Here is a 14,362-nt window from a genome sequence, read left to right on the forward strand (position 1 = left end):
AGTAAATTACAGATTATAGATCTAGTTAATCACTCAAACTTTTGTTGAATATCAGAAATAATTTGATCTTCAATATCCTTCATTAACTTTTCCACGGTTTCTTTAATCTTATCTATTTGCTTAAGTGGACAATGTGCTGTTTTCCATTCATTTTTTTCTTCAATAAAACGCTCACTCCAATTTCTTTCTTTCTCGCGCTCAAACTTATAAAAAATAGTTAATTTTGATTTTGAAAAAATTACAGTAATAAATGCTTTATACCAACTCAATATTTGTTCTTTAGGTTCTAGTTGAATAACCAAAGTTTGAAATGGTGCTGGAGCTGTCACCCTATAGTCAGATAATACATCTTTATATTTTGTAACTGTACGATAACCACCCACTACCATTCGATACCTATTAGTTTCAGGTACTTCAACCTCATAAGACTCTTGTGCATAATTTAGTGCAGTAAAATATTCTTCTTTAGTACTGGACAGCCACTTTGCAATTTCTTTTCTCGATACCAAATAGGGTATGCTTGTATTAAATTCTTGTGTTATATCAAATAAATGATTAGAGATATCATCAGTCCATTCATAATTTGAAAGAAAAGTTTTAAGATGTGTAATTGATTCTATAGCTTCTTCCTCACTACAAAAATCTTCACCTTTATTTCTTACTTTTTTTACTAACGCAGATAAGAATAAATTTTCACCTACAGAAGAAACCACGTCCCCATCATCTATGTATTTAGGATCTTCTTGTTCATTCTCTATTTCAAATTCACCAGTTAAAAATTCAGTAATTTTTTCTGAAACACTTATAAACACCTCTGTATTATCAGCTTGCTGAATAAATAATGGCGTCTGATGTTTCTTCACAGTATTATCATCAGAAACATAAGCCATAATATCTCTATATCTGACATTTTGATTTTCAAATTCAAGTAAAGATTTTGCAAAACTTTTTGTAAAAACACTAAAATCTTGCAAAGCAATAGAGCTTTCAGAACTTGATGAAGAAAATAGAAAATATGCTTTATTAAAACTTTCTTTAGAAGACTTATCAAAAATCATCTGTAATTCTTGATTAGATTTTATATACTCAGTGCCAGCTTGGCATGCATCTATAACTTTCACCGTTAGTTTTGGCTTCAAAGACTTTAGCATTGCATCAAATTCACTATTCCTTAGTGAAGTTTGCTCTAATTTTTGTTCATCAAAATCTGCAAACAAATATAAAAAGTCATCTTTAACTCTTGTTCCATGCCCCGTGTAATAGATAAAAATTTCGTTAATATCAACTTCTTGATTTTTACGTATAAACTCTGCAATTTGATCCTTAGCTGTTGCACCAAAAGGACTATTATTTAGTAAAAGTACTTCTTGATATTTTTCTGAAATATCCAAAATTTTAGAAATTAATCCAATATCTCGATCACATGGCGAAAGCTTATTTATATGCTTGTAATCAGCTATACCTATTAAAATTGCTAAGTTTTTCATAATTTTCCTAAAAAATCCTCACTTCAAAATAGGGCTTCTTGTAATCAATTTAAATAATTTTATAAAAAAAGGGCGATCCCCCTCTTTAAGAAAGAGGGGTTAGGGAAGATTCTTAAACATTCCCTTCTAAAAAGTCCTGCGCAAAGCGTTGTAAAACACCACCCGCTTCATACACATGTACTTCTTCTTCCGTATCTAAACGGCATGTTACAGGCACTTCCACAATTTGAGCTTTGCCATCTTCCGTTGCACGCTCAATCACCAAAGTTAAAGTCGAACGTGGCGCAATGTTCCCAATTACGCTATACAACTCTGTACCATCTAAACCTAAAGTTTTACGGTCAGTACCTACCTTAAACTCAAGTGGTAATACGCCCATTCCTACCAAGTTAGTACGGTGAATACGCTCAAAACCTTCCGCCACAATCACTTCTACCCCTGCAAGGCGAACACCTTTAGCTGCCCAGTCACGGCTAGAACCTTGTCCATAGTCCTTCCCTGCAACAATAATTAAAGGCTGTTTACGGTTCATGTAAGTTTCAATGGCTTCCCACATACGCATAACTTCACCTTCAGGCTCTACACGCGCTTTTGAACCTTGCTTAATTGTGCCATCTGAACGTACCACCATTTCGTTATAAAGTTTTGGATTCGCCAAAGTCGCACGTTGTGCCGTTAAATGGTCGCCTCGGTGCGTTGCATAAGAGTTGAAATCTTCCTCAGGCACACCCATTTTCGCCAAATACTCACCCGAAGCACTATCTAACACAATCGCATTCGATGGAGATAAGTGATCTGTGGTGATGTTATCGCCCAAAATTGCAAGTGGACGCATATTTGCTAAAGTACGTGGCGCAGCCAAAGCCCCCTCCCAGTATGGCGGACGGCGGATATAAGTACTTTTCGCACGCCAATCATATAAAGGACTTGGTGCTTTTTCATTTACACCCAAATCAAACATTGGAATATAAACTTTCTTAAATTGCTCAGGTTTTACCGCAACTTTTACCAATGCATCAATTTCTTCATCAGATGGCCAAATGTCTTTCAGGTAAATTGGATTACCATTTTTATCATTACCCAACGAATCTGTTTCGATATCAAAACGAATCGTACCTGCAATAGCATAAGCAACAACAAGTGGCGGAGATGCTAAGAATGCTTGTTTCGCATAAGGATGGATACGACCGTCGAAGTTACGGTTACCCGAAAGCACCGCCGTAGCATACAAATCACGGTCAATAATTTCTTGTTGGATTTTTGGATCTAACGCACCCGACATACCATTACACGTGGTACATGCGTATGCCACAATGCCAAAACCAAGCTGTTCTAAATCTTTTAAAACACCTGCTTCTTCTAAGTAAAGTGCTGCTGCTTTAGAACCTGGTGCAAAAGAGGATTTCACCCAAGGTTTACGCACAAGTCCAAGTTCAATCGCTTTACGTGCAAGTAAACCTGCCGCAACCGTATTTCGTGGGTTTGATGTATTGGTACATGACGTAATAGCCGCAATAATCACAGCACCATCAGGAATTAAACCCTCTGCTTCTTGTGCACGCGCTGCATCTAAATTACCTGCAATGCCTTTTGCTTTTAAATCTGCTGTAGATACACGTGCATGCGGATTCGATGGCCCTGCAATGTTACGAGTAACAGCAGATAAATCAAAACGTAAAACACGTGGATATTCCGCTTTGGTCATATCGCTTGCCCAAAGACCAATTTCTTTGGCATAAGTTTCAACAAGCTTAACTTGATCTACTTCACGACCTGTTAAAGTCAAATAATCAATAGTGTTTTGATCAATATAGAACATTGCCGCTGTTGCGCCATATTCAGGCGTCATGTTGGAAATAGTTGCTCTATCTCCCACAGACATACTATCTGCACCTTCACCAAAGAATTCTAAATATGCACCCACCACACGCTCTTTACGTAAGAACTCAGTTAGTGCTAAAACGATATCTGTTGCGGTAATGCCTGCTTGGCGTTGCCCTACAAACTCTACACCAATAATGTCAGGTAAACGCATCCAAGATGCTCGACCTAACATCACATTTTCAGCTTCTAAGCCCCCAACACCAATAGAAATAACACCCAAAGCATCTGTATGTGGCGTGTGTGAGTCTGTACCTACACACGTATCTGGATATGCAATACCCTCTCTGTTTTGAATTACAGGAGACATTTTTTCCAAATTAATTTGATGCATAATGCCGTTGCCCGCAGGAATCACATCTACATTTTCAAATGCCGTTTTAGTCCACTCAATAAAATGGAAACGGTCTTCATTACGACGGTCTTCAACGGCACGGTTTTTTTCAAAAGCATCAGGATCAAAACCGCCATATTCCACAGCCAAAGAGTGGTCAACAATCAATTGCGTTGGCACAACAGGATTAACTTTAGATGGATCGCCACCTTGATCGGCAATGGCGTCACGTAAGCCTGCTAAATCGACAAGTGCCGTTTGTCCTAAAATGTCATGACACACCACACGTGCAGGGTACCAAGGAAAGTCATGATCTTGTTTACGGAAAATAAGTTCTTTTAAAGACTGTTCTAAAATTGCAGGATCACAACGTCGAACTAGCTGCTCGGCAAGTACTTTTGATGTATACGGTAGCTTTTCATATGCGCCTTGCTGAATATTGTCTACGGCTTCACGCACATCGAAATATTCTAGCTGGGTGCCTTGCAGTGGTTTACGGAAGTTGTTGTTCATAGCTTACCTGCCTATTCTTTCAATCTTTTGTCAAATTATGTTGTTGCTTGTTTTTCATTCCATCGAAGGCATAGTACACTGTCAAAACACCATTTCCCAAATTTAATATTTTTCAAAGACTTAGGTTTAAAACTTGCTATTTTTTCAATATTTTTGAATATCAATCTCAAAATTTAGGTGTTAAATGTGATTTTTTTCAAAAAATAGCGGAAAATAGACCTCATTCTTTAGTATTAGATACCGTTTTAGAGATTAAAAAATGAGCTTACCTACATTCTCTTCTTTCACTTTAATTGGTGTAGATGCGCAAAAATTCCTACAAGGTCAAGTTACTTTGAATGCTGAAAAACTAGCTGAAGGAACAACGCGTTACACAGCTATTTGTAATTTAAAAGGTCGTATTCAATTTGGCTTTTGGTTAAAGAAAAATAGTGCTGAAAGCTTTGAAATTATTAGCCCGACCAACCTTGCTGAAGCTTTAAGCAAACACATTAAAAAGTTTGGTGCTTTCTCTAAAATGAAGCTTGAAGAAGCTGGTGTTGTTTATCCAACGATTGAAGCCAATCACACTATTTTTGGAAGCAGTGAAACCAATGTTGAAGCTTGGCAATTACAAGCAATTGAATCTGGTCAAGCTTGGATTGAAGCAACTACATCTGAACTATTTCAACCTCAAGAGTTACGTTTACATCAACGTGAAGGCGTTCATTACGATAAAGGCTGTTATTTAGGTCAAGAAATTGTGGCGCGCCTTTGGTTTAAGGCAAAACCAAAAAGCTGGTTACATTTAGTTCAAGGCACAGGAGATGTTCCTGCGGCAGCCACTCAGCTTAGCCCAAATACAACTGTTATCAATAGCATTGGGATAGATGGTGGCTATAAAGCCTTAGTGATTGCTAAGCCTGATGTTTTAGTTGATCTTGGTTTAACTATTTTAGACTTACCAGAAGCATTAAATGGCGATGTTGCACGTCCGCAATCATAAGCTAAATGTTTCAAAATATTTAAAAAACTGAACCTCCTGTAAAAAGGAGGTTTTTTTTGCCTTATTTTTCAAGGCTTATTATTAATTCTTATACATTGGAAACAATGTAAACACATTTAAGCCAAACATACGCTAAGAAACATAACATTAATATTCTTTTAAGTTTTTCACATTAATTTAACTTGGTAGATATTCCTAAAGTTGTTCAAAGACTGAATACTTTTTTACTTTTAATATATTTTAACGCAACATCCTCTTTTTATATCAAATACTTAGCTTGGATGTTTATTGTTAATTTAAGGTTTTTAATTTTATGAAAAAAATACTTCTCGCAAGTTTAATCGCAGTTTCTTCTCAGTTTGCACTTGCAGATAATGCACCACAAATTGATCCTGCTTTTGCAAAAATTGAAACTTTAGTAAAAGCAAAGAACTTTAATGAAGCATATAAAGAATTAGACAAACTTGCTCAAACAGGTAATGCACAAGCAATTTATGATTTGGCTTTTTTAACTCAAGCAGGTCAAGGCACAACAAAAAATGATGCCAAAGCCCTTGAACTATTTAAGCAATCTGCAGATAAAGGCTACCCAACTGCCAACTACCTTTTGGGTAAAACTTATCTTTCTGGTGGCTTAGGTGTTAAACCTGATCAAAGTACAGCAAAAAGTTACTTAGAAAAAGCAGCAAAACTTGGTATAGATGAAGCAAATGTAGATTTAGCAGCACTTTATTTGAGCGAAAATAAAGAGTCTTCAACCAAAAAAGGACTTAAACTTTTAGATCCACTTGTGAAAAAAGAAAATCCTCAGGCAGTTCATCTTCGTGCTTTATATGACATAAATTCTGGTGTTAAAGCAAAAAATGAAGCAACTGTTAAAGCAGGTCTAAATGGCATTCAAACACTTGCTCAAAAGGGTTATGTGCCTGCTCTCATGGAAATGGGTAATCTTTTAGCAACAGGTAAGTTGGTTCAACAAAACTTACCCGAAGCGAAAAAAATCTTTGGTATGTTGGCAGAAAAAAATATACCTCATGCAAAAGAAGCTTTAGATGCCGTTTCAAACTTAATGGCTCAACAAGCAAAAGCACCTACTACTACACCCAAAAAGGGCTAAGTTAAATTTGCTGAATTTGACTTCCGCTTAAAACAAAAAATCCCTTAAGTGAGTTATCGCTTAAGGGATTTTTCATGGAAAGAAATCAATTAAAAGCCATGAAATAATTTATTCATATCTTTTACCACATAATCTTTAAAATAATATGCACGTGCATGTTTTGCATCAAATTTTGCAGTTATATCATCTTTTTGAAAAACATAAACACGATCTTCTGAACTTACCAAATAGTCTTTGCCCAATGCTTTCAATAAGGCATCAATTTTATCTTCATCTGCAATACTGTCATCGGCATTAATTTTATCGTAGTTGCGTTTAATACCTTTGATAAACATCTTAGAAACTCACTTCATTACATCTTATAAACAATGCTCAGTTTAACTGAAAGCACCCTATTTGCACGATTATCTCAGTGCAAAAATATATTTATGCCCACCACAATACAATAAGCCCACTCATTACAATAAAGCCAACTATCGTACTCATTAGTAAGGGGGTTAAGGTTTTTTCGCTTAAACCGTATGCCTGACCCAACATTGCAAATATAGTTGGCATAGGTAACGATGCAATTATAGTTCCTGCATACACCATTTCTTGACTAACATTTGTAAGATACGTTAAGCCTAAAAACACCATGAGTGGAAAAATAATATTACTCGAAATGACTAAATAAACACTTTGCAGGTTTACATATTTTAAGCTTAAACCCACTATTCCCCCACCAATTGCAAATAATGCTAATGGTGAAGCCGTTTGCCCAAGCATTAATAAAACTTGATCGAGTTGATGTGGAAGCTTAATTTTTAATGCTGAACATAACATTCCCAGCACTACCGCCATAAATAATGGATTTTTAACTAAAGTTAAAATTGTACTTTTTATAATATGTAAAACATTTACATACTGAGACTTTTGAGAATTTAACTCGGCTAACACCAAAACAGCAGGAATTAAAAAAACACTTTCAATAATAACCACAAGCGAAATATAGGTCATCGCACTATTGCCCATTAATAAGGTCAATACTGCTGCCCCAATTAAGCCTGTATTCGACATAGATGCACCTAAAGAAAGTACAGATGTATCGGCTTTACTATTTTTAAAATAATGAGAAAGAATAAAAAATGCGCTGACATAAAGTATAAATGTTGTACCACCATACACAGCAAAATATTCAGCAAACCAAATTTCATGCAAATCTTTTGTAGAAAGTGATTGTAACAATAAAGCAGGCAACGCAACTTTTATAACAAAGGCACCTACCGCAGCAATTTGTAATTTAGATAATAAATTCAACTTTACCGACAAATAGCCAAGTGCTAAAAGCAAGAAAATTGGTCCTATTATCGTAAATATCATAAAGAAACGGTCCTATTAAATTTGCTAAAAATATAGAGCAGCATTACATCTGCTCTATATTTTTTAATATCACTTTAAAAAGATGTAAATAATTTTTTTAAGCCGTGTGGCTGACAACGTAAATATTGAGGAGAAACTGCAACTTTTGCACCTAATTCTGCGGCTGCTTGCCAAGGCCAATTCGGCTGATACAAAATACTGCGTGCAATGCCAATTGCATCTGCTTGCTCATATTGTAACACCCCTTCTGCCTGCATTGGCTCTTCAATCAGACCAACAGCAATTACAGGAATATTCACAGATTGTTTAATGGCATGTGCAAACGGCACTTGGTAACAACTGTGAATATCAATATTTTGATTCACATCTAATCCGCCACTAGAAACATGAATATATACAGCACCTAATGCTTCTAAAGCCTTTGATAATTCAACTGAAGATTCCACATCCCAGCTTTCTACACCATCCATCCAATCGGTTGCTGAAATACGAATCCCTATAGGAAAATCTTGTGGAACAGCCTTTTTTATTGCTTGAAAAACCTCTAGCGTTAAACGAATTCTATTTTCAAAGCTTCCACCATATTCATCTGTTCGTTTATTAGAAATAGGCGACATAAATTGATGCAACAAATAGCCATGAGCAGCATGTAATTCAATAAGGTCAAATCCAACATCTACAGCACGCTTTGCTGCATCTGCAAAATCTTGAATAATTTTTTGAATTTCATTGCCTGTTAAAACATGAGGGGCATGGTCATTTTCATTAAACTTTAAATCGCTAGCTGAAACTGTTTGCCATCCCAATATATCCTTAGGACTAATTTGCCCCTTTCCTGACCATGGATAATCAGTAGATGCTTTACGTCCTGCATGTGCCAATTGAACAGCAAAAGGCATAGGTGAAATAGCTTTTATTTTATTCAGTGCCAATTTCATTTTTTCAGCTTGTGCATTATTCCATAAACCTAAATCGGCATAGCTAATGCGCCCTTCAGGCTGTACGGCTGTAGCTTCTACAATGGTTAAACCTGCACCCGATAAAGCGTATTTTGCCCACTGTTGTTCATGCCAAAATGTCACTTCCCCATCCACAGTGGCAGAATATTGACACATTGGTGCAATGATAATTTTATTGCTTAGGCTAAGTGTTCCAAATTGAATTTGCTGAAATAACAAAGACACTAAAATCCCCTCATTTTAATCATTCATTTTTCTCATTTTTATTCTAGCTTAGAAAAACAAAAAACAGGCTCCAAAGAACCTGTTTATTTTAAAATTATTTTCTATGTTAGAAGATCATTTTAGTGCTTAAACCCAACACAAATGCATCATCCACGTTATTTGTAGAACCTGGATTAATCACATATTGTAAGTTTGGTCTTAACATCAACCACTTCGTTGGATTGTAGCTATAATTCAACTCAATATTATATTCTGCACTCGCATTAAATTGTGGTTTTACGCTAGATAAACGGTTATTTACATGTACGCGATTTACACCTAAACCCACATAATCATTAGGTAGTGCCGCAGATAATCCGACATATTTCAAGCCAAGTTGTTGCGAGTTATCAACTTTATTTGTTATACGATCATGCCAAGTAAAGTTTGCAAAACTATGTAAACCTTGCTTGCCTGAACCTGTGGAAGTTAATTGTTGTTCTATCGCCAACCAACCCGCAAATGTACGATCTTCGGGTGCGCCTGTTTTAATATCTTTTTGATTTGCAGGATTATCTGCCGTGTTGTACATCCCACCTACACGATAACTGCCTGCTAATCCATTAATGAATGATTTTGGCTGCCACACAACTTCTACAGGAATTGTCACACCATCGGCATTTTGTGTATCTAAACTCCAGCCTTGTCCTTCTGCATTGCCGTTACCATTATTAGGGTTAAATTCATACACACCTATTTGTGTAAAAACTTCTGGGTTAATTTGATATTTAACTCGACCGCCCCACTGTGCAACTGGCGTATTCATCCAAATTCCACCTTGCCATTTCCCCATTTGTGCTGCACAAAATGCATTACTTTGGAAATCACAAGCCATCACGTTAAAGTCCATTCCCAAGCCTAAACGCCCAACTTTAATGCTTATACCTTGTTCTTTAAAACTCTTTTCAATAGATAATTCTGTCAACCGTGATTGTTGGTTTCCTCGTCCATAATTGGCTTGCACGTTGGCTAACTGAGGTGCAGCATTATCTTGCAAATCTCTGATTGTTGTACTCTGCCCTTGACGTGCAGTCATCACAGCACGAATAGTTACGCCATTCCAACCTGCTAATTTTTCCATATCTAAAGCGGTACCCAGCCAAAGTTGTGCAGCTATTGTTGGATCTGCATGCTCATTGCGACCACCATGTGCTAAATAAGCTGTATCACTTGCAAGATTTGCCTCAAATTTAACCCCTTTTTGTGCAAGTTCAGTCCGTTTACCCGACCAATCGCCAAACATATATTGACCTTTCATATCAAATACATCTTTTGCGTGAGATTGAGTAATAACAGACATTAAAACAGCTGGAAAAATGGCTAAACCAATTTTTTTCATGATGAAAACCTAGTTGGGTAAATACTTGTTTACAAACAATTAATATTTGTAAATTTCATGTGAAAACTACCCAATTTTTATATTTTTTTCTCAGCATAATTTTTATTTGATTACATACTTTTATTTATATAAGCTCTTAAAAGACTAACAAAACACAACCACAAAATATTTTATTTAATATTTTTAAACACTTAGATGCATCAATAATCCATTTAAACGATTAATTAATTTCATAAATAACATTTTTTATGCTCAATATAATTCTTTCTCCATACAATTTAATGACTTATAACAATTATTTTTCATCATTCTAAATTTAAACTTGTAATCTAAAAGCGATAACCCGATATTAGTCACATCTTTATATATTTAATGTCAGATGCCTGAATTACCTGAAGTTGAAACCACGAAAACTAGCCTACTTCCATTGATCAATGAAAAAGTCATCGGTGTGACTGTTCATCAATCAAGTTTAAGATGGCCAATTCCTGACAATATCAAAAAGCTTATTGGACAAAAGCTCCTTAAACTTTCAAGGCGCTCCAAATACATTTTGGCTGAATTTGAACATGATTCAATGCTTTGGCATTTAGGAATGTCAGGAAGTTTCCGTATTTGTGAAACCACCGAAGAACTTCGTAAGCACGATCATCTGATTATTCAGTTTGAAGACATGGAGTTGCGTTATCACGATCCACGTCGTTTTGGTTGTATTCTCTGGTTAGACGAGCACTCACAAACTAAACTCATTGATACTTTAGGGCCTGAACCTTTGAGTGACGTATTTAATACGGATTATTTAGCAGATAAATTAAAGTCCAAAAGTACAGCCATTAAAGTTGCCATCATGGACAATCATGTAGTTGTTGGGGTTGGCAACATTTATGCCACGGAAAGCTTATTTAATTTAGGTATTCATCCCGCACAACCGGCATCATCACTTAACCAAGAACAAATTGAAAAACTTGTTCTCGAAATTAAACGTATTTTAAAACAAGCAATTGATTTAGGCGGTTCAACTTTACGAGATTTCAGCAATGCCATGGGGGAAAATGGATATTTCCAACAAACCCTACTAGCTTACGGACGTACTGGTGAAATGTGTGTGAACTGTGAAACCACTTTAGAAAATATTAAACTAGGTCAACGAGCAAGTGCATTTTGTCCACAATGTCAGCCATTAAAGAAAGTAAAACAGATTTCCCGAGGTAAGAAATGAAAAGTGCCATTGCCCGCCACATTTTAGTAAAAGACAAAGAACTTGCTGAACAGCTCAAAAAGAAAATTAAAGCAGGTGCCGACTTTGCCAAAATTGCAAAGCAGCATTCGACTTGTCCATCTGCTAAAAAAGGCGGTGAACTAGGCGATATCAAAAAAGGACAATTGGTTGCTCCTATTGATAAAGCCGTATTTACTCTTGCTGAGCGCGAACTACATGGTCCAATTAAAAGTCAATTTGGTTGGCATTTATTAGAAATAAAATTCCGAATGGATTTTTAATCATTACTTCTTCTAGAAGGTAAGGAATATATTCCGCAAGGGGATGGAGGTTTTTCTATTTTTTATAAAAGCTACCCTTCCCCTTGCGAAACAGTGCTTCTCATCTCCTATAAAAAGAAGAAAACTGTAAAATAAAAAACAGCGCATTAAGCGCTGTTTTTTTTATTTTAAAGGATTAACCTTTACGTTTTAATTCATCACGGATTTCACGTAATAATTCAATATCTTCTGGAGTAGCTGCTGGAGCTGGCTCTTCTACCGCTTTTTCACGGCGTAATTTATTCATTAATTTTACCAACCAAAATACAACCCAAGCCAATAAAATAAAGTTAATTAGAATTGTTAAAAAGTTACCATAAGCAAAAACATTCAAACCTGCTTCTTTTGCTGCAGCTAAATTTGTAATGCTATTTGGATTATCACCCAATACTAAGAACCAATTTGAGTAATCAACATTACCACCTAAAATCCATGTAATGAATGGCATAATTAGGTCGGCAACAGCTGAGTCAATAATTTTACCGAAAGCACCACCAATAATGACACCAACTGCTAAATCCATTACATTGCCTTTTACAGCAAACTCTTTGAACTCTTGAATAACACTCATATTCACTCCAATTTTTCTTATCAAATTTAATATAACTTAGCATATATTATTGATTAAATCATTTCCGTGCAATTTACTCGGAATTTATTATTTTTTGCAATAAAAAAACCGCCAACTTAAGTTAACGGTTTTTTATCTTTCCTAATTTAGGAAAAATTAGCCATTACGGTTACGCTTACGTTCGTTTTCAGTTAGGTAACGTTTACGAATACGAATAGACTTAGGTGTTACTTCAACTAATTCATCATCTTCAATGAATTCAAGCGCTTGTTCAAGCGTATATTCAATTGCAGGAACAAGTGTTAACGCATCATCAGTACCAGAAGCACGTACGTTTGTTAACTGTTTCGCTTTAGTTGGGTTAACAGTCATGTCGTCTGAACGTGAGTTAATACCTACGATCATACCTTCATAAACTTCTAACTGTGGTTTAGCGAATAAACGACCACGGTCTTGAAGTGTAAACAATGCATAGCCAAGGCAAGTACCTTGAACCATAGAAATCAATACACCGTTTTGACGTTTCGCAACAGTACCTTGTTTCATAGGACCGTAGTGCGAGAAGCTTGATGTCATGATACCTGTACCTGAAGTCATTGTTAAGAATTCAGAACGGAAACCAATCAAACCACGTGAAGGGACAGTTGCTTCAATACGGATACGGCCTTTACCGTCAACTTCCATATTCGTCATTTCACCTTTACGGTGACCCATTTGTTCCATTACAGAACCTTGGTGTTGTTCTTCAACGTCAAAAGTTACGTTTTCGTATGGCTCTTGTTTTTCACCATCAATTTCTTTGATAATTACTTGTGGACGAGATACGCCCATTTCGAAGCCTTCACGACGCATGTTTTCAATAAGAACTGAAAGGTGAAGTTCACCACGGCCAGAAACCTTGAAACGGTCAGGACTGTCAGTGTCTTCAACGCGAAGTGCTACGTTGTGAATTAATTCACGGTCAAGACGTTCACGGATGTTACGTGAAGTTACGAATTTACCTTCTTTACCAGCAAACGGTGAATTGTTTACTTGGAAAGTCATAGATACTGTAGGTTCATCTACAGAAAGTGCAGGTAATGCTTCAACATTTTTAGGATCACAAATTGTGTCTGAAATATGAAGTTCATCAATACCCGTTACACAAACGATATCACCTGCTTGAGCAGATTCAACATCAATACGCTCAAGACCATGGTAACCCATGATTTTAAGGATACGACCGTTACGTGTTTTACCTTCTTTGTCGATTACAGTTACAGGTGTGTTCAATTTAACTGAACCACGTTGAATACGACCAACACCGATAACACCAACGAAGCTGTTATAGTCAAGTGAAGATACTTGCATTTGGAATGGACCATCAACGTCAACAGCTGGTGGTTCAACGATGTCTACAATTGTTTGGAACAATGGAGTCATGTCTTCAGCAAGTTCTTCAGGAGACGGACCAGCTACACCACGTAAACCAGAAGCATATACAACTGGGAAGTCTAACTGTTCATCAGTACCGCCTAAGTTATCGAACAAATCGAATACTTGGTCAATTACCCAGTCAGGACGTGCGCTTGGCTTGTCTACTTTGTTGATAATTACGATTGGTTTCAAACCACGAGCGAACGCTTTTTGCGTTACGAAACGAGTTTGTGGCATAGGACCTTCTTGTGAGTCTACAAGAAGAAGTACGCAGTCAACCATCGACATTACACGTTCAACTTCACCACCGAAGTCGGCATGTCCCGGGGTATCTACGATGTTGATACGGTATTCTGTATCTGTACGTTTGTCTAACCATTTAATTGCAGTGTTTTTTGCAAGAATAGTAATACCACGTTCGCTTTCAATAGCGCCCGAATCCATGACACGCTCGATCTCACCCGCGCGATCACCAAGAGCACCTGATTGTTGTAAAAGTTTGTCTACAAGAGTGGTTTTACCATGATCGACGTGCGCAATAATGGCGATGTTACGGAGAGTTTTAATATCTGACATGTAAATTCAATGCATATGTAAT

12 protein-coding genes are annotated in these 14,362 nt (G+C 36.5%); 4 read left to right on the forward strand and 8 right to left on the reverse strand.

Annotated elements, in window-relative coordinates:
* Window positions 1-29: 29 nt before the first annotated feature.
* On the reverse strand, window positions 30-1,487 hold the full coding sequence (locus AC5YC8_RS01800) for a caspase family protein (protein ID WP_496163340.1): 1,458 nt from the start codon (window positions 1,485-1,487) through the stop codon (window positions 30-32).
* A gap of 112 nt (window positions 1,488-1,599) precedes the next feature.
* Window positions 1,600-4,215 (reverse strand): Fe/S-dependent 2-methylisocitrate dehydratase AcnD, encoded by a 2,616-nt coding sequence (gene acnD / locus AC5YC8_RS01805; protein WP_496163341.1) that lies wholly within the window; start codon window positions 4,213-4,215, stop codon window positions 1,600-1,602.
* A gap of 259 nt (window positions 4,216-4,474) precedes the next feature.
* Between acnD and ygfZ the strand changes: the two genes are divergently transcribed.
* Entirely contained in the window at window positions 4,475-5,200 is a 726-nt protein-coding gene (gene ygfZ, locus AC5YC8_RS01810; protein ID WP_496163342.1) for a CAF17-like 4Fe-4S cluster assembly/insertion protein YgfZ, read from the forward strand.
* A gap of 313 nt (window positions 5,201-5,513) precedes the next feature.
* Complete coding sequence (locus AC5YC8_RS01815) at window positions 5,514-6,317, forward strand: tetratricopeptide repeat protein (protein ID WP_496163343.1); 804 nt, start codon at window positions 5,514-5,516, stop codon at window positions 6,315-6,317.
* Window positions 6,318-6,406: 89 nt separating this feature from the next.
* Here AC5YC8_RS01815 and AC5YC8_RS01820 read toward each other — a convergent pair whose 3' ends face one another.
* From AC5YC8_RS01820 to AC5YC8_RS01835, 4 genes are all read right to left on the reverse strand, one after another.
* Window positions 6,407-6,652 carry a hypothetical protein gene (locus AC5YC8_RS01820; protein WP_496163344.1) on the reverse strand — a complete coding sequence of 82 codons (246 nt, stop codon included), beginning with the start codon at window positions 6,650-6,652 and terminating at the stop codon, window positions 6,407-6,409.
* Between the two features lie 91 nt (window positions 6,653-6,743).
* Window positions 6,744-7,676: an AEC family transporter gene (locus tag AC5YC8_RS01825; RefSeq protein WP_496163345.1), complete on the reverse strand. Its 933-nt coding sequence runs from the start codon at window positions 7,674-7,676 to the stop codon at window positions 6,744-6,746.
* 74 nt (window positions 7,677-7,750) lie between these two features.
* On the reverse strand, window positions 7,751-8,860 hold the full coding sequence (locus tag AC5YC8_RS01830) for an NADH:flavin oxidoreductase/NADH oxidase (RefSeq protein WP_496163346.1): 1,110 nt from the start codon (window positions 8,858-8,860) through the stop codon (window positions 7,751-7,753).
* A 106-nt stretch (window positions 8,861-8,966) separates the two neighbouring features.
* Entirely contained in the window at window positions 8,967-10,238 is a 1,272-nt protein-coding gene (locus AC5YC8_RS01835; RefSeq protein WP_496163347.1) for a carbohydrate porin, read from the reverse strand.
* A 379-nt stretch (window positions 10,239-10,617) separates the two neighbouring features.
* Here AC5YC8_RS01835 and mutM point away from each other — a divergent pair, with 379 nt between their 5' ends.
* The gene (gene mutM, locus AC5YC8_RS01840) at window positions 10,618-11,457 is read left to right on the forward strand and encodes a bifunctional DNA-formamidopyrimidine glycosylase/DNA-(apurinic or apyrimidinic site) lyase (RefSeq protein WP_496163348.1); all 840 of its coding nucleotides are present in this window, start codon (window positions 10,618-10,620) and stop codon (window positions 11,455-11,457) included.
* Window positions 11,454-11,738: a peptidylprolyl isomerase gene (locus AC5YC8_RS01845; RefSeq protein ID WP_496163349.1), complete on the forward strand. Its 285-nt coding sequence runs from the start codon at window positions 11,454-11,456 to the stop codon at window positions 11,736-11,738. Before mutM ends, AC5YC8_RS01845 begins: the two co-directional genes overlap by 4 nt.
* Window positions 11,739-11,913: 175 nt before the next feature.
* Here the strand turns inward: AC5YC8_RS01845 and mscL are convergent, their stop codons facing one another.
* Together mscL and typA are read right to left on the reverse strand one after the other, a co-directional pair.
* Window positions 11,914-12,348 carry a large conductance mechanosensitive channel protein MscL gene (mscL, locus tag AC5YC8_RS01850; RefSeq protein ID WP_496163350.1) on the reverse strand — a complete coding sequence of 145 codons (435 nt, stop codon included), beginning with the start codon at window positions 12,346-12,348 and terminating at the stop codon, window positions 11,914-11,916.
* 156 nt (window positions 12,349-12,504) lie between these two features.
* Window positions 12,505-14,340, reverse strand: coding sequence for a translational GTPase TypA (gene typA, locus AC5YC8_RS01855; protein WP_496119388.1), 1,836 nt, complete (start codon window positions 14,338-14,340; stop codon window positions 12,505-12,507).
* Between the last annotated feature and the right edge of the window lie 22 nt (window positions 14,341-14,362).

This window comes from Acinetobacter sp. FY731 (assembly GCF_059515905.1).

What these genes read in the sequence shown, in the direction of transcription:
- AC5YC8_RS01845 (WP_496163349.1), top strand. Translation starts at nt 11,454, where the DNA reads ATGAAAAGTGCCATTGCCCGCCACATTTTAGTAAAAGACAAAGAACTT.
- AC5YC8_RS01800 (WP_496163340.1), bottom strand. Translation starts at nt 1,487, where the DNA reads ATGAAAAACTTAGCAATTTTAATAGGTATAGCTGATTACAAGCATATA.
- AC5YC8_RS01835 (WP_496163347.1), bottom strand. Translation starts at nt 10,238, where the DNA reads ATGAAAAAAATTGGTTTAGCCATTTTTCCAGCTGTTTTAATGTCTGTT.
- mutM (WP_496163348.1), top strand. Translation starts at nt 10,618, where the DNA reads ATGCCTGAATTACCTGAAGTTGAAACCACGAAAACTAGCCTACTTCCA.
- AC5YC8_RS01815 (WP_496163343.1), top strand. Translation starts at nt 5,514, where the DNA reads ATGAAAAAAATACTTCTCGCAAGTTTAATCGCAGTTTCTTCTCAGTTT.
- AC5YC8_RS01820 (WP_496163344.1), bottom strand. Translation starts at nt 6,652, where the DNA reads ATGTTTATCAAAGGTATTAAACGCAACTACGATAAAATTAATGCCGAT.
- typA (WP_496119388.1), bottom strand. Translation starts at nt 14,340, where the DNA reads ATGTCAGATATTAAAACTCTCCGTAACATCGCCATTATTGCGCACGTC.
- mscL (WP_496163350.1), bottom strand. Translation starts at nt 12,348, where the DNA reads ATGAGTGTTATTCAAGAGTTCAAAGAGTTTGCTGTAAAAGGCAATGTA.
- acnD (WP_496163341.1), bottom strand. Translation starts at nt 4,215, where the DNA reads ATGAACAACAACTTCCGTAAACCACTGCAAGGCACCCAGCTAGAATAT.
- AC5YC8_RS01825 (WP_496163345.1), bottom strand. Translation starts at nt 7,676, where the DNA reads ATGATATTTACGATAATAGGACCAATTTTCTTGCTTTTAGCACTTGGC.
- ygfZ (WP_496163342.1), top strand. Translation starts at nt 4,475, where the DNA reads ATGAGCTTACCTACATTCTCTTCTTTCACTTTAATTGGTGTAGATGCG.